At 70.6% G+C, this 14,652-nt stretch carries 15 protein-coding genes; 1 reads left to right on the top strand and 14 read right to left on the bottom strand.

Annotated elements, in window-relative coordinates; translation table 11 throughout:
- From ACLL81_RS12955 to ACLL81_RS13020, 14 genes are all read right to left on the bottom strand, one after another.
- Nucleotides 1-669: calcium-binding protein (locus tag ACLL81_RS12955; RefSeq protein ID WP_411288767.1), on the bottom strand; the 669-nt coding region annotated here is incomplete at its 3' end.
- 381 nt (nt 670-1,050) lie between these two features.
- Nucleotides 1,051-1,890, bottom strand: coding sequence for an SDR family NAD(P)-dependent oxidoreductase (locus ACLL81_RS12960; protein ID WP_411288768.1), 840 nt, complete (start codon nt 1,888-1,890; stop codon nt 1,051-1,053).
- Nucleotides 1,890-2,420 (bottom strand): carboxymuconolactone decarboxylase family protein, encoded by a 531-nt coding sequence (locus ACLL81_RS12965; RefSeq protein ID WP_411288769.1) that lies wholly within the window; start codon nt 2,418-2,420, stop codon nt 1,890-1,892. Before ACLL81_RS12965 ends, ACLL81_RS12960 begins: the two co-directional genes overlap by 1 nt.
- A gap of 64 nt (nt 2,421-2,484) precedes the next feature.
- Nucleotides 2,485-2,919: a DUF4112 domain-containing protein gene (locus tag ACLL81_RS12970; protein WP_411288770.1), complete on the bottom strand. Its 435-nt coding sequence runs from the start codon at nt 2,917-2,919 to the stop codon at nt 2,485-2,487.
- A gap of 34 nt (nt 2,920-2,953) precedes the next feature.
- Nucleotides 2,954-3,937 carry an N-acetyl-D-Glu racemase DgcA gene (gene dgcA / locus ACLL81_RS12975; protein ID WP_411288797.1) on the bottom strand — a complete coding sequence of 328 codons (984 nt, stop codon included), beginning with the start codon at nt 3,935-3,937 and terminating at the stop codon, nt 2,954-2,956.
- Nucleotides 3,934-6,495, bottom strand: coding sequence for a polar localization protein TipN (locus tag ACLL81_RS12980; protein WP_411288771.1), 2,562 nt, complete (start codon nt 6,493-6,495; stop codon nt 3,934-3,936). Before ACLL81_RS12980 ends, dgcA begins: the two co-directional genes overlap by 4 nt.
- 185 nt (nt 6,496-6,680) lie before the next feature.
- On the bottom strand, nt 6,681-6,887 hold the full coding sequence (locus tag ACLL81_RS12985) for a hypothetical protein (RefSeq protein WP_411288772.1): 207 nt from the start codon (nt 6,885-6,887) through the stop codon (nt 6,681-6,683).
- A gap of 132 nt (nt 6,888-7,019) precedes the next feature.
- Complete coding sequence (locus ACLL81_RS12990; protein WP_411288773.1) at nt 7,020-7,553, bottom strand: methylated-DNA--[protein]-cysteine S-methyltransferase; 534 nt, start codon at nt 7,551-7,553, stop codon at nt 7,020-7,022.
- Entirely contained in the window at nt 7,550-9,091 is a 1,542-nt protein-coding gene (locus ACLL81_RS12995; RefSeq protein WP_411288774.1) for an AlkA N-terminal domain-containing protein, read from the bottom strand. Before ACLL81_RS12995 ends, ACLL81_RS12990 begins: the two co-directional genes overlap by 4 nt.
- Before the next feature lie 44 nt (nt 9,092-9,135).
- Nucleotides 9,136-9,330 (bottom strand): hypothetical protein, encoded by a 195-nt coding sequence (locus ACLL81_RS13000; RefSeq protein ID WP_411288775.1) that lies wholly within the window; start codon nt 9,328-9,330, stop codon nt 9,136-9,138.
- A gap of 118 nt (nt 9,331-9,448) precedes the next feature.
- The gene (locus ACLL81_RS13005; protein WP_411288776.1) at nt 9,449-10,753 is read right to left on the bottom strand and encodes a spinster family MFS transporter; all 1,305 of its coding nucleotides are present in this window, start codon (nt 10,751-10,753) and stop codon (nt 9,449-9,451) included.
- A 253-nt stretch (nt 10,754-11,006) separates the two neighbouring features.
- Nucleotides 11,007-12,011 carry a hypothetical protein gene (locus ACLL81_RS13010; protein ID WP_411288777.1) on the bottom strand — a complete coding sequence of 335 codons (1,005 nt, stop codon included), beginning with the start codon at nt 12,009-12,011 and terminating at the stop codon, nt 11,007-11,009.
- Nucleotides 12,012-12,111: 100 nt separating this feature from the next.
- Entirely contained in the window at nt 12,112-13,041 is a 930-nt protein-coding gene (locus ACLL81_RS13015) for a methyltransferase (RefSeq protein WP_411288778.1), read from the bottom strand.
- 18 nt (nt 13,042-13,059) lie between these two features.
- A complete protein-coding gene (locus ACLL81_RS13020) occupies nt 13,060-13,617 on the bottom strand; it encodes an SRPBCC family protein (RefSeq protein ID WP_411288779.1) in 558 nt (185 codons plus the stop codon).
- A gap of 106 nt (nt 13,618-13,723) precedes the next feature.
- Between ACLL81_RS13020 and ACLL81_RS13025 the strand changes: the two genes are divergently transcribed.
- Nucleotides 13,724-14,629 carry a DsbA family protein gene (locus tag ACLL81_RS13025; RefSeq protein WP_411288780.1) on the top strand — a complete coding sequence of 302 codons (906 nt, stop codon included), beginning with the start codon at nt 13,724-13,726 and terminating at the stop codon, nt 14,627-14,629.
- The last annotated feature ends 23 nt before the right edge of the window (nt 14,630-14,652 follow it).

A 14,652-nucleotide genomic window follows, 5' to 3' on the forward strand; every position in this document is an offset into this window, starting at 1 on the left:
TCCGCCGCCGCCGGTCAGGCTGTCCGTGCCGGCTTCGCCCACCAAGGTGTCGCCCGACGTGCCCCCGGTCAGCGTGTCGTTGCCGAGGTTGCCGTTAAGGAAGTCCGTGCCGCCGCCGCCGGTGATGATGTCGTTGTTCTGGCCGCCCAGCAGGGTATCGCTGCCTGTGTTGCCGGTGATGGTGTCGTTGCCGATGTTGCCGTTGGCGAAATTCACGCCCGAACCCACGTCGATGGTGTCGTTGTCACGACCGCCATAGATGGTGTCGTTGCCGGCCCCGCCGACCAGGGTGTCGTTGCCCTGGTTTCCCTGGAGCAGATCCCCGCCGCCCAGGCCGTCGAGGCTGTCGTTGCCGGCCCCGCCGTAGAGGCCATCGGCGCCAGCGGAGCCGGCTTGGCTGTCATTGCCCGTGGTGCCCGCGAACAGGATCGAGCTGTCGGGCAGGACAGCGTCGGTCTCCCCGCGGAAGCCGCCTGGGTCGTTGAAGGTCACGGTGCGCCCCAGACCGGTCAGGGTGACATAGTCTGGTGTGGTCGAGGTGAACGGGACGAACCCGATGGAGATGACCGAGGCGGTCGCGCCGGTGGTCCTGAACAGCAGCCGATCCGTGGCCGGGGCGTACGCGAGCGCTTGGGCGGCCGTGATGTCCTCAAAGAAAAAGTCGGCCATGTGCGGGCCTCCGACGCGAACCGATGGCGACTCGAGGAACAGAGTTATCGCGGATTCATTGAGAATCGTTTACCGCGCTCGCCAACAGCAAGTAAGCGATTGCTTCAATTGATGGTTCCCGCGTCATAACGGCGCAGAAACTCCGCTAGCCGCCGCGCCTACTTGTCACGCGCAAGCACAACACTCGCCAGCATGGACACAACCTCAGGTAATCTAAAAGGGGCCTGTTCGAGGATGTTCTGCCACTGGGCGTGAGACAGGTTGTATTGCCTATAGCTGCAGGAAGACCATTGGGCGATGCAACAGCGAGCGCCAGGGCATGGGTTCGTAAACAACCTTCCTCGCTCTGGGGTGTCTTGGCGCGCGCCAGCGAGGCGACCCTCACCCGATGGAGGTTATCCCAGCATCCACCGCCATCGTCTGGCCGGTCACATAGACGCTCTCGTCGCTCATGAAGAACAGGGCCGCATAGGCCACCTCCCAGCCGGTGGCCTGGCGGCCGAACGGGGTGGGGGTGCGGCCGCGGCTGGGCCGGCCCTGGGTGGCGACGCGGCCGAGCGGGGTGTCAACCAGGCCGGGGGCGACGATGTTGGCGCGGACGCCCCTGCGTTTGCCCTCGAAGGCCACGTGGCGCATCAGGCCGCCCAGCGCCGCCTTGGAGGCGTCATAGGCCGGCAGACGCGAGCCTGGCTTGAGGCCAGCGATGGAGGAGATGAACACGATACCGCTGCCCTCCGCCAGGACTGGCAGGGCCTCGCGGCAGCACAGCATCGGGCCGCGCAGATTGGCGGCGAGCGTGGCGTCCCAGTCGTCGGCCGTGGCGCGCGCCAGACCCAGGCCGCCGACGCCCACGCCCACGTTCAGCACCAGGCCGTCGAGACCGCCCAGGGCCTGGACGGCTTCAGCCACCATCCGGCGGATGTCGTCTTCGCGGGTGATGTCGGCCTCGATGGCGTGGGCCATCCCGCCCTCGCCGGCGATCAGGTCGGCGGTGGCCTGGGCGGCGGGGCGGCTCCGGTCCGCAACGGCTACGGCGGCCCCTTCCCTCGCGAACAGCAGGCTCATGGCGCGGCCGTTGCCCACGGGATCAGTGTCGGCGTCGACGATGCGCTGGCCGCCTCCCACTACCAGGATGCGGCGGCCTGCCAGGCGCCCGCGCCCCGGAGCGAGGCCCTCCGACTCGGCGCTGAGCGGGCGGACGTAGCCCTCGGCCTCCGACATCAGGCGGTCGCCTTTTCCGAGCCCTCGATGTCCACGTCGAAGGTCTCCAGGAAGCGGCTGACCATCATGTAGTAGCCCACCGTGATGGTCAGCTCCTGAAGCTCCTGGAAGCTCAGCGCGTCCGCCAGCGGGCGGAAGGTGGCGTCCGACGCGCGGACGTTCATCACCACATCGTCGGTGAAGCGCATCACCTTACGCTGCAGGTCGTCGAAGGCGGCTGCTTCCGGGCCCTCGTGCACCGCCCTGATCAGCGCTTCGCTCATCCCCGCCTGCCGGCCGATCCGCTCGTGCTGATAGACTTCGTAGTCGGCGTTCGACAGCACGCCCACGCGGATGATGGCGATCTCGCGCAGCACCTTGTCGAGCTTGGAGAAGTTGAGGATCTGGGTGCCGAGCTTGGTGAACCCGTCGATCATCTCGCCGGCGTGGCCCATCATGCGGAAGATGTTGAGCGGTGGCAGCTTGGCGTAGGCGGCCTGGGCCCGCGCGCCCTTGGCGTCCGCCGGGTCGAAATAGGGTATCCGCGCCATGGCCGTCTCGCTCCCGCAGCTTTGCCGGCGAGCCTAGCACGAGGCGGCAGACCTGCGTCCAGCGTCAGGCGGTAGGCGGCGCCGAGGTAGGTCCTACCGGCCGGGCGTTGGCGGCCCGGACATCTTCGTCGGTGAACGCGTCGGCCTTGCCGTGGCGTTTCTCGATATCCTTCTGCAGGGCGCGAGCGGCCATGGCGTGACCGGGGAACAGGGTGTCCACAGCCCAGCCCAGGATCGGCACGCTGGAACTGGCGCTGTCGACGGCCAGATAGGCGGCCATTCGCGCGACGGTGGCGCCCGCCGCGCCCGCCTGGACGGCCTCGTACAGCAGCAGGCCGCCGGCCCCGACCGAATAGACCGGGCCCGCCACGGGCACCCAGGCCAGCACGCCGTCGATCCCCAGGCCGAAGGGGCCGACCCCAACCAGCCGGTCGGACAGCTTCTTGATCCGTTCTGCCCGCCGCCAGGCCAGATGTGCGCGCTCGCGTGTGACATCCATGCGCAGCGAAACGCCCAAGCCGCGCGCGGGCTCCCTAGCCCCAGAGTTCCGGCGGCGGCGGGAAGATCGTCGAGCCGGTAATCGCCAGCCCCGGTTCGCGGTCGCGAGCCAGCAGCAGCGGGCCGTCCAGGTCCACGAACGCCGCGCCCTGGGCCAGCATCACGGCCGGCGCAATGGCGAGCGAGGTGGCGACCATGCAGCCCGCCATGATCTCCAGGCCGAGCGCCCGCGCCTCGGCGGCCAAGGCCAGCGCCTCGGTAAGGCCGCCTGACTTGTCCAGCTTGATGTTCACGCAGGCATAGCGGCGCGCGCAGGCCGCCAGTTCGGCGCGGGTGTGCAGGCTCTCGTCGGCGCACAGCGGCACCGGACTGGCATAGCCCTCCAGGGCCTCGTCCAGCGCCGCTGGCAGCGGCTGCTCGATCAGCAGGACCTCAAGGCGCGCCAGCTCCGGCGCCAAGTGTACCAGCTCGTCGAAGGTCAGCGCCTCGTTGGCGTCGACGATCAGCCGGGTGCGCGGCGCCGCGGCGCGCACCGCCGCCACCTGGTCGATCCCGTCCGCGCCGCCGATCTTCAGCTTCAGCATGGGCCGCCGCCCTTGAGCTCTCGCCGCCTCCCCCATCGCCCGGGGTGTGTCCAGGCTCAGGGTGAAGCAGGTCTTCACCGGGTCCAGCCGCGCGCGGCCGGCCAGGGTCCAGGCCCGCACGCCCGCCTGTTTGGCCGCCAGGTCCCAAAGCGCGCAGTCCAGGGCGTTGCGCGCCGCGCCGGGTGGAAGGATGTCCTGTAGTTCAGCCCGGCTGCAGCCGGCCTCGACCGCGCCGCGCGCCGTCTCCACCCCCGCCAGCACCCCGACCATATCCTCGCCATAGCGGGCATAGGGCACGGCCTCGCCGCGGCCCGGATGATCGCCGTCGCTGATCTCAGCCACCACGACCTCGGCCGCGGTCTTCACGCCCCGGGAGATGACGAAGGCCCCGGCGATCTGCCAGCGTTCGGCGCGGACCGTGAGCGTCCGGCTCAGACCATGTCCCCGGCGGCGGCGTCCAGCAGAAGATAGAGCCGGCCCGCTTCGCTGGCCAGGAGGTTGGCCATCAGGAAGCCCTCGGGATCACGCACCACCGCATCTTCCACCAGGGTCTGGTAGCGGCGCACGTAGATTTCCGTCTGGCGCTTGACGTCTTCGTCGGTGAACAGCCGACGCGCAATGCGCCGCGTGGCGGCCGGGGCCAGTCGCTTGACCACCTGGCGCGCACCCTCCAGGTCGCCGGTCTGCACTGCCGCGGCGATCTCGTCGATGCGGGCCTTTGGCAACAGCTTGGCTGGATCGACGCCCATGCGCCCAAGTTCCGCCGCCAGGGTGTCCTCCAGGCGCTGGCCCTCTCCATCGGCACCGTCCAGGGAGGCCAGCAGGTCCTTCCAGGTCCAGCTGTCACCGTCGGCGGGTGCGTCGTCCTCGTCGTCGTCCTCGGCGGCGGGCGGCCCGCCGGCAGCCTCGAAGATGGCGGAAAATTCCTCGTCGGTGGCTGTAGGCGTTAGCCGCAGGCGCGGGCGCAAGCCCAGCTCGTCGGCCAGCGCTGCGCCTGAGCTTTGCGCATCGGCGGCCGGCGCGTCGGCGGCCAGTTGGTCGAGGTTGAGGGGTTCGGGCTCCTCCGCGAGAATTGCCTCAGGGGCGGGCGGCGCCGCGCGGGCGGCGCGGCGGGCTGGAGCGGGCGTCGGCGCGGGCGGCGCCAGGGGCATAGGCGCCGCGGCGGCCACTGAGCCCATCAGCCGCACGGCTTCGCTCAGCATCTCGAAATTACGGCGCACCCTGTCCTGGAACGCCGCGTCGATGGCCTGGGCCTCCTGCGCCGTCCGGCGGGCCTGGGCCATCAGCGCGTCCATGCCCTCGGAGACGGTAGCGCGCACGGCGTCGGCTTGGCCACGGGCCGCGGCCGGCATGCGCGAGGCGCGCTGCTCAATCTCCGCCATCATGGCGGCCAGCTCATCCAGGGTGGCGCGGGCCGACGCCGCGCCCTCCTCCAGCTTGCGCGCCGTGGCGGCGCCGGCTTCCTCAACCATCAGGGAGGACTGCTCGACCAGGGCGCGGGCCTCGGCCAGGCGGGCTTCAAACACCTGGTTGGCCTTCTGGCCGGCCGTGAAAGCGGCCTCGGAGAGCTGGTCCACCTGTGCGCGGGCGGTCTCCGCATGACTGGCGGCGGCGGCGCGGGTCTCCTCGGCGGCGGCGGCGAGGGCATCCACCGCGGCGCGGGTCTGGGCCTCAAGCTTGGCGCGCTGGTCGGCGGCGGCCTCGGAGACCGCGTCCAGCGACTGCAGGGTCGACTGGCCGAACTCCTCGCGCTCGGCCCGGGCGGTCTCAGCCAGGTCGCGGAACTGTTCGGCGGCGTCGGCCATCAAGAGGCGCAGGGCCTCTCCGCCTTTGGTGGCCCGGTCGTTCATTTCCACGGCGGAGAGCCGCGCCTGGCTAATGAACTCGCCGAGCTGGGCGGCGTGGGCCTCGGCCTCGCCGGAGAAGGTTTCGTGGTCGGCCTTCAGGGCGTGGGCCAGGGTGATCAAGGCGGCCCGCTGCTCAGAGAGGCCGCCCTCCACCGCGCGGACCTGTTCAGAAACCCCAACGCCGGCGGTCTCCAGGCGGGCGATATGGCGGACCAGATCCTCGCCCGCGGTGCGCGCGGCGTCTCCGGCCTCTCCGGCCGCCGCGGCCAGGTCGGCGGCGCGGGCGGCGAGCGCGGCTTCAGCTTCGCGTAACTGGGTCTCGGCCAGGTCGGAGGCCTCGGCTACCATGCGGGCCTGTTGGGTGATGGTGTCGGCCACCCGGATCGCCTGGGCGTCGAGGGTCAGGGCGAGTTCGCCCATTTGTGTGCGCTCGCGGCCCAGGGTCCCGGCCAGGTCCTCGGCGGTGCGCACCGACTGGGCGGTGGCGCCGGTCAGTTGTTCGGTTTCCAGCGCCAGGGCGTCGCGCAGGGCCAGCAGGCTCTCGCGGGCCTCCTCCGCGGCGGCGGCGGCGCGGATGATCTCCTCGCGGACACCCTGGACCACGTCGCCGGCGCGGGCGGCGGCGGTGAGCGCCGGCGACAGCATGTCGTCGGCCATGGCCTTGGCGCGGCGGGCCTCCGCGGCTAGCTTCTGACCCTGGCGGATCATGTAGGCGGCGCCCCAGACGAAGGCGGCGGGCCCGATGGCTAGGAGGGCGAAAACGGCGATGGCGAAGACGTCGGTCTGCAGGGGGGCGACGTTGTTGCGGTAGCCGACGGCGAAGGCGATGGGCGCCAGGGCCCAGAGCACCGAGACGCCGAGCGCGGTCAGGTAGATCGGCCAGGCCGAAGGAGCCTCGAAGTTGGCGGACTCCGGGGCCACGCTGGGTTCCGGCTGGAACTCTGGGCGCGGCGCCGGCGTGCGGGACGGCCGCGTCGCGACCTCCTGCTGAACCGGCGGCGGCTGCAGCGGCGGCATGGCCTGGGCCTGGGCGGCCACGGGCTCGGCGGCGAGGGTTTCAGGCTCCGCGGCTGGCGCAGCCGGGGTCAGGCCGCGATCCGGCGAGGCTCCGAAATCCGTCGGGTGGCGACGTCTGGAGAACTTCATACGCGGCCGTTCCTTCTCGAACCCGCGGAGGGCGGGCGCCGTTGGGCCGCCAAGGTCGCCCCGACCTCGCCTCCGCAGGGGAAGGAATACCTATGATAGCAGCGGACGCAAACACCCGACCTGTGCGGTCAGGCGGCCGGGAGGCGGATTGTCGCGGTTCAGCAGGCGCTCAGGCGCGCGAGTCTTCAGACCTGGATCAGCCGGGCGCATGGCAACTGGGGCCAGTCGGCCGCCTTGTCTGCCTTGCGCTTCGTGCGGGCGATGACGCTTTCAACGACGGGCTGGCTGCGCTCGACCTGCGCCGGCGGCTCCATCACCATGCCAAAATGGGAGAAGGCCACAGCGGAGGACTGCACCACGACCGCGGCCACCAGTTCTGTGAAAGTCGCCATCGGAAGGGACCCGGCTCCGCGACGATTACGTCGAACCCGTTTCTACGTCGGGCTTGGCCGGGCTGCGACATGTCACGCGTGAAATTTTTGTCATGTTGGTCCATCCGGCGGCGGAATGGCCCGGCCCGCACGTCAGGCGGCCAGCACCTCGCGAAAGCTCGCCCCTTCGTGGCTCAGCAACCAGCGCTTGCGGTGCAGGCCTCCGCCGTAGCCGGTGAGTGAGCCATTGGCGCCGATCACCCGATGGCAGGGCACCACCACGGCCACCGGATTAGCCCCGTTCGCCGTTCCCACGGCCCGCATGGCGGTGGGCCGCCCGATGCGTTGTGCGAGGCCCGCGTAGCTCAGCGTCTCGCCGGCCGGAATGCTGCAGAGCGTGTCCCAGACCTGGCGCTGGAAGGCCGTACCGGAGGCCACCCAGGGCACGGTCGCCAGGGCCTGGGCGTCCCCGGCGAAATAAGCCTGGAAGGCGGCGCGCAGCGGGCTGACGCCGTTACGGACCGCGGCCTTGGGATAGTGGCGGGCGATCCAGGCGCGCATCTGCGGCTCATAGTCTGTCCAGTTGAAGGCGCGCAAGGCGCCGGCTTCGTCGGTGACCAGCAGGGCCGTGCCGATCGGCGTCTCCAGGCGGTCGAAGGTCAGGGTGTCAGGCAGCACGGCGGTCATTGGTCTTGGTCCTCTTCAAGTCGGGCTGGGGCGGCGTCGCCGGCCCACAGGTGTTGTGCGGCATAGGCCCGCCAGGGGCGCCAGGCCTCGGCGCGGGCGAGCAGCTGGGCGGGCGTCGGTCGCACCCCGTCAGGGTCGGCCATGGCGCGCAGCAGCGCGATGTCGGCGTGCGGGAAGGCGTCGGGCTCGCGCAGCTCGCGCAGCGCGATGTACTGGGCCGTCCACTCGCCGACCCCTGGCAGGGCCGATAACGCCTTGATCGCACTCTCCAGGTCGGCGCGCGGGGTGAAGATCGTGGGGTCGGCCGCCACCGTGCGGGCCAGGGCTTCCAGCGCGGCGCCGCGGGTCCGGGGCATGCCGAGGGCCGCGATGTCCTGGCCCACCAGCCGGTCCGGCGTCGGGAACACCTGGGTCAGGCCGAGCCTGGCCGCGGCGGGATCGTCGATCGCCTCGCCATAGGCGGCAGTCAGCTTGACGGCCAGGCCCCGGGCGGCGACCACAGTGATCTGCTGGCCGAGGATCGCGCGGATGGCGAGCTCGAAGCCATCCCAGGCGCCCGGCGCGCGCAGGCCGGGCCGGGCCGCGACCCGGGACGCCAGGGCCGGGTCCTGGCTCAGATGGTCGCCGATCAGGCCTGGGTCGGCGGTCAGATCGAATACGCGCCGAATGCGCGCGATCACCGCTGGCAGGGCCGCCAGCTTCGGGAAATGGATCTCGGCGCTGAGCGCGTCGCCCTTCCCTGGGGTGACGATCACCACGCCGCGGGCGCCGTCGATGGCGAGAGTTCGGGCGTAGCGGTAGGCTTCTACGCGCTCCACGCCGGGGATGGCGCGGGCGGCCAGGAAACCGATCATGGCGTCCCAGTCGTATGGCGGTCGGTAGGGCAGCCTGACGGTGATCCCGCCGGCCGCGGAGCTGGCCTCGGCTTGGCGTGAGCGGCGAAGCGCGCCCGCCGGGCGGGCGAACAGTTGCTGGAAGGTCTCGTTGAACCGCCGCACGCTGCCGAATCCGGAAGCCAGCGCCACCTCGCCCATCGGCAGGAGGGTCTCCTGGATGAGTTGCTTGGCCAGCAGCACGCGGCGGGTCTGGGCGACGGCCACCGGCGGGGCGCCGAGGTGCTGCCGGAACAGGCGGCGAAGCTGGCGTTCGCCGACGCCGAGGCGCGCGGCCAGCCTATCCACGTCGCCGGCGTCTAATGCCCCGGCCTCGATCAGGGCCAGCGCCCGCGACACGGTATTGGAGGTGCCACGCCAGGCGCCGAGGTCGGGGGAGGCTTCTGGCCGGCAGCGCAGGCAGGGCCGGAAGCCCGCCTCCTGGGCCGCCGCGGCGGTCGGGAAGAAGGTGACGTTCTCCGCCTTGGGCGTGCGGGCTGGGCAGATCGGGCGGCAGTAGATGCCGGTGGTCTTAACACCGCAGAAGATCTTCCCGTCAAAGCGGGGGTCGCGGGTGGCGAAGGCGCGGCGGCAGGCTCCGAAATCCATGTCCATGCGGTTGAGGATGCGCCCTGCCCCGGTCCGCGTCTCGCGGTTTTCGGACATGCTGCGACCGGCTTAGCGGTTTTCGGACGCCCTGGTTGGGACGCTCAGCGCGGGGTCTTCATCCGCGTCCGGGCCTTGCGGGTGAACACGCGTGGCGGGTTCACGGCGCTGGGCAGGAATGAGGTCGGCCGTTGCCAGCGCCACTCATAGCTGCCGAACCACACCCAGCCGCCCTCGCTCAGGCGTCGCGGGGTCAGGGCGTAGCCGCGGATCCACGGCTGGTCGATGGCTTCACTCACTGTCGCATCCGGAATCAAGAGCCCCTCGCCGCCCAACCTTAGCGGCGCCGCAGCATAGGGCACGGGAAATCGGCTGGGGCCCCACAGGTGAGGCTCCACCTGTGGCGCCGGTCACACGTTAGGCCAGGGCCACGGCCAGCCGGCGGTCGCGGCCGATGGACTGGGCGGCGACAAGGTGGGCGATGATGGTGATGACAATGATCGGGATCAGCGCCGCGAAGCCCACCGCCAGGGAGCCCTCACCGTACTCGGGCTTGCTCATGTCGGAGATGCGACCGACGTACACGGGGCCGATGCCCAGGCCGATGATGTTAAGCACGAACAGCAGGATCGCGCCGGACATGGTGCGCTGAGCCGGCGGCACGGCGTTCTGCACCACCGTCAGCGCCGGGGCCAGATAGGCGTTGTTGAGCAGGGCCGGAACCGCCAGGAACATCAGCGCGATCTGCCAGGTCGGCGCCCACAGGAGGCCGATCCAGAACGGAATGGTGATGGTGAAGGCGATCGCCGGGATCCAAGCGAACCAGCGGCGGTCCTTCTTGCTCAGCCGGTCGACCAGCCAGCCCGCCCCGAAGGTGCCTATGACGCCCGTGACGCCCAGGACGATGCTGTAGTAGTTGGCCACCTCCGTCAGTTCCATGCCTTTCACGCGCATCAGGAACGGCGGGTTCCAGGTCAGCGCCGCGTAGCCTATGAAGGCCGACAGGGCGCTCGAGATCGCGGTGAGCACCAGGGTGCGGTTGGCGAAGAAGCCGCCAACCGCCTTGGCGATGGGCGGGGCGGCGTCGTGCGCCAGAACGCCCTGGGCCAGCGGATCGAGCGTGCCGCGCTTGGGTTCGCGCACGAGCAGCAACAGCAGCAGCGCCAGGATGATGCCCGGGACGCCCAGGGCGAAGAACGCCGTGCGCCAGCCGTAGGCCGCCGCGATCCGGCCGCCAGCGAAGGCGCCGATCATCGATCCCAGCGGCACGCCAAGCGAATAGAGCGCCAGGGCTGTGCCGCGCTTCTCGGGCGGGAAGTAATCGGAGATCAGGGAATAGGATGGCGGCGAGCCGCCGGCCTCGCCGATGCCGACGCCCATCCGCATCAGGGCCAACTGCATGAAGTTGGTCGCCGTGCCGCAGAGCGCGGTGAACAGGCTCCACAGGGCGCAGGACGCGGAGATGATCCAGACCCGTCGGGTGCGGTCGGCCAGCCAGGCCACCGGGATGCCGAACGCCGTATAGAAGGCGGCGAAGAAAATCCCGCCCAGCATGCCGAGCTGGGTGTCAGTGAGGTTGAGATCCTTGCGGATCGGCTCGGCCAGGATCGAGATGATCTGCCGGTCGAGGAAGTTCAGCGTGTAGATGACCGCCAGCATTCCGACGACGAAATAGCTGTATGCCGGCGTTGCCTTCGGCGCCGCGATGGTTTGCGCAGTCATTCCCGCCCCTTGTAACCAGCGTCCGCGGCCAGTCTTCTGGCTCGAAGACGCGGTATGCGTTTCCTTGTTTGAGCGTTGTGGCACACCGGCACGGTGCTCGCCAAGCGGCTAGGCCCGGGCGAGCGCCCGCATGGATGTTGAACACCTCCAGCCAGCGGTCGGGTCCACCAAACCGCAAGGCGATGAACGCCACAGCGGCCAGGCCCAGCACGCTGGCGACCCCGACCAGGACCCAGCCAGCCGGCGAGACGTCTTAGCGGCCTGCCGCAAGCGGGCGCTCTTTGCCGTCGGCCAGCAGCGCTTCCAGCGCCTGCGACATGAGCCGCGTCGAGCGCAGCTTATCGCGCAGGGAGAGTGCGATGATCGGGCCCACGTCCGTCTTGTTGACGTCGACGATGTAGAGCCGGCCGGTGCCGCGTTCTCTCAGGATGTCGAGTCCGGCCCAGTCCACCTGCATGGCGCTGCAGAACCGGCCGATGCCGGCCAGCTCAGCGTCGCTGAAGATGTCCTGCGGCTGGTGCAGGGTGACCTCCAGGTTCTGGATCGCGAAGGCCCGCTCGGGAGTTTTGCGCTTGATCCACACCGCGACCGGCCGGCCGCCGACGCAGGGGGTGCGCAGATCGTAGGCGAAATCGCCGTCGCGGGTGTCGATGAGCCGCTGGTAGCTGCGGCCCGGCAGACGCGGCGTGGGGCACTGGACGACCTTGCCGTCGTGCGCTCCGTTCATCTCGCCCTTCTCCACCGCGGGGCCGCTCCAGGTCTCGGGATCCAGCGCCAGGGGGTAGCCGAACACCGCCTCGAACACCGTCGCCACGTGGGTCTTGGAGACGTCCGTGCAGCCGAAGTTGAAGGCCGGCGCGAGGCCGGGAGCGCCAGGGAAGGACCAGGTGGCGTCCTCGAACGCGAAGGTGGCGTCGGCGGTCTCCGGCGACCGCGCGATCCGCACGCCCGCCCAGGCGGCCGCCGACCAGACGATGTACCAGGGGCGTGGCCTGACCGGTGCGAACCAGATCGCCGGCGCCCTTCGCCGCGTCGCCAGCATCCACCAGGACCGGACGCGAACGACCAGGTGGTAGCCGAACCAGTTCAGCGCCTCGCCGATCAGCACCTTGTCGAACTTCAGGTCGGCGCCGGTGTCGAACACCTTCACGCGGCCTTGCGAGATGCGCAGATCGCGGAACCAGAAGCCGCGGCCAGCCTCCCGCTCCGGCGCCGCGCGCGCTGCAGGGGTCGGCCGGACCAGTGCGGAATCGGACAACACACGGCCTCCTGCAAGCACGGGATGGACGAGCGTCACCATAGACACATCGTCCCGTGATGCGGACCACTGTTGAGCTTCGGAGGATTCGGGCACGCCGTCAGGCCGGCTTCGTCAGGACGCCGCCGACCGCCGCGATCCGCTCCACCCCCCAGTAGGCCGGCATGACCAGCAGGACCGGGAAGACATCGGGGTCGATCTCGCGGTACGACATCGCGCACCCGATTTCATTGCAAAGGTTTGCCAGCGCCTCATGCAGGGCGTCGTGTCCCCGGACGATGGCGGCGCCGGTGTAGAGCAGCAACCGACCGCCCGGCGCCAGGTGCTCGATCACCTCGCGGGCCCAGCGTAGCGTGAGTTCGCCGCCCAGCGCGCCACCGCCGGCCGCATAGGTCTGGCCCACGTCGCCGGCCACGTAAGGCGGGTTGGCCAGCGCCAGGTCGATCGGACCCGACAGCCCGGCCAGACCCTCGCCTTCGCGCAACTCGACCGCGATCCCTGCATAGGCCGCGTTGACGGCCGCATAGCTCAGGGCCTTCGCATTGACGTCGGTCAGCACCAGCCGCCCCGGCTCACGCAGCCCGGCCGCGAACAGACCGCCGACGCCCGCGCCCGCGCCGATGTCCACGACCGTCGCGCCTGACTTCAGGTGCGGCGTCTCGGCGCGGATGAAGTCGGTGAAGCGGTAGCTGTCGGGGCCGAAGAACACCGCGTCCTTGGCCCGGGCCGGATAGGCCGAGTGCAGGAACAGCAGGGACCCCAGGCTGGCCACGCGCACGGAGCTTGTTAGGAGCTCGCCCTGCGCCCGCAGCAGGCCGCCGCCCGTCATGGCGTCCATCAGGCCGGCGTCCAGGAAACCTGGGCGAAAGGGCAGGCTCCAGCCGAACACATCGGCCAGGTCGCAGGCCTCCGCCTGTCGGCGTCGCAGGAGGATGCGCTGATGGGTCAACGGCGTGGGCGTGGTGAACTGGTAGCCCAGCGCCGCAAGCTTGCGCAGCAGCGCCAGCCGGGCCTCGTCCGCCTCGCTCAACCCCCCGGCGCTCACCGCCTAGGCGGCCTTGCGGGCGCGCGCCACGCATTCGCGGCGCAGCGCCAGCATCGCCTCGGGCATGCCCTTGGCCACCGCCGAACGGACCATGCCGACCGGCACGGCGCCGCCGATGGCGACGTCGGTGTGGTAGGTGACGTGCGTGGCCTTGCCGCCGGCGATGGGCCTCAGCCGCCACTCGCCGTCCGAGCGCTTCCAGTCCCCCGCCACGCGACGGAAGGACAGCCGGCGGGGCGGATCAAGGTCCGCGCGGAACACGTTGCGCATCTCCGATTTGAACAGCCCGCCCTTCAGGCGGTGCTCGCGGATCTCCCAGCCGGATCCCGTCTCCAGGATCTTACAACTGATCAGCTTGGGCATGAAGCGGGTGGCGTTGGCGCAGTCGGTCAAGGTCGCCCAGACCACCGCCGGGGGCGCGGCCACATCCATCAATGCGCTGACGCTGGCGGTGGAGCCACCGGTGGCCTCTGCCTGCACCTTCGGGACGGCGTCATAGGCCTGGGCGTGAGCGGTGAGGGCCGCCAGCGAGAGCGCGCCCGCCAGGAGGATAGTCTTCATGGGGACGGAAAGCCCGGCCCCACGGCTTGTTCCGGCTCCCGCCCCTTTCTCCTTGCCACGCGCGTGGCTGCGGCGGAGGCTTCCGACGCAGAGCCTGGAGGCCGTCATGGACGCCAATCGCATCGAGGTCGTTGAGTACACCGATCCCGTCTGCTCCACCGCCTGGGGCGCCGAAGCCTTTTTTCGCCGGCTGGACTGGCGTCACGGCCACCACCTCACCTGGCGCCGCGTGATGGGCGGCCTCGTGGGCGACGCCTCCACCGGCAAAGAAGGGTGGGACCGGATCAGCGCCGCTGAGCCCATGCGGGCCTACTGGAAGCGGGTGACCGCCCTCACCGGCCAGCCCTATCCCAATCCCATGCGCATCATGCTGCAGTCCACCGACCCGGCCTGCATCGCGGTGAAAGCCGCCGAACGCCAGGGCGCGGCCGTGGCCGAGGCTGTGCTTCGCCGGTTCCGCGAACGCATCTTCGTCGATGGCCTGGGCCCCCAGACCCCGGATGAGTTCGAGGCCGCCACCACCGGCGTCGCCGGCCTCGACCAAGCCCGGTGGCGACGCGACCAGCAGTCGCCCGAGGTGGCCGCCGCCTACCGCGCCGACTGGGACGAGACCCGCGCCCCCAACGACTATGTCCGCGCGCTCAAGCACGACAGCCCGATGAACGGCGAGTTGAAGCACTCCGAGGGCCACGACCGCTACGCCCTGCCCACGGTGATCTTCCGCGGCCCCGGCGGCGACCAGACCGTCGCCGGCTGGGTCCCTTACGAGGCTTATGCGGCGGGGCTGGAGGCGGCCCTTCCGGGGGCCACCGCCGATCCGCGTCCGGACCCGACGCCGGACGAAGCCTTCGCGCGCTGGGGCATGCTCACCGCCCAGGAACTGGCCTTCCTCTGTGGCGCGGATGCGAAGGCGCCGGCCGACGCCCTGGCTCACGACTGGGGTGACGGGGTGGTCTGGTATTCCGCCGCCGAGGCCCGCTCCCGCGGGCTGGCCGCCGTCGAGCCGGCCTGAAGCCAGCCACTTCCGCTGGAGGC

The sequence above is a fragment of the Phenylobacterium sp. genome (assembly GCF_046590535.1).
Taxonomy (GTDB): domain Bacteria; phylum Pseudomonadota; class Alphaproteobacteria; order Caulobacterales; family Caulobacteraceae; genus Phenylobacterium.

Bases quoted from the DNA above. Each gene is read 5' to 3' on its own strand.
- ACLL81_RS12960 (WP_411288768.1), bottom strand. From the start codon at position 1,890: ATGTCGGAGGCCGAGGGCTACGTCCGCCCGCTCAGCGCCGAGTCGGAG.
- ACLL81_RS12965 (WP_411288769.1), bottom strand. From the start codon at position 2,420: ATGGCGCGGATACCCTATTTCGACCCGGCGGACGCCAAGGGCGCGCGG.
- ACLL81_RS12970 (WP_411288770.1), bottom strand. From the start codon at position 2,919: ATGGATGTCACACGCGAGCGCGCACATCTGGCCTGGCGGCGGGCAGAA.
- ACLL81_RS12980 (WP_411288771.1), bottom strand. From the start codon at position 6,495: ATGAAGTTCTCCAGACGTCGCCACCCGACGGATTTCGGAGCCTCGCCG.
- ACLL81_RS12985 (WP_411288772.1), bottom strand. From the start codon at position 6,887: ATGGCGACTTTCACAGAACTGGTGGCCGCGGTCGTGGTGCAGTCCTCC.
- ACLL81_RS12990 (WP_411288773.1), bottom strand. From the start codon at position 7,553: ATGACCGCCGTGCTGCCTGACACCCTGACCTTCGACCGCCTGGAGACG.
- ACLL81_RS12995 (WP_411288774.1), bottom strand. From the start codon at position 9,091: ATGTCCGAAAACCGCGAGACGCGGACCGGGGCAGGGCGCATCCTCAAC.
- ACLL81_RS13005 (WP_411288776.1), bottom strand. From the start codon at position 10,753: ATGACTGCGCAAACCATCGCGGCGCCGAAGGCAACGCCGGCATACAGC.
- ACLL81_RS13020 (WP_411288779.1), bottom strand. From the start codon at position 13,617: ATGAAGACTATCCTCCTGGCGGGCGCGCTCTCGCTGGCGGCCCTCACC.
- ACLL81_RS13025 (WP_411288780.1), top strand. From the start codon at position 13,724: ATGGACGCCAATCGCATCGAGGTCGTTGAGTACACCGATCCCGTCTGC.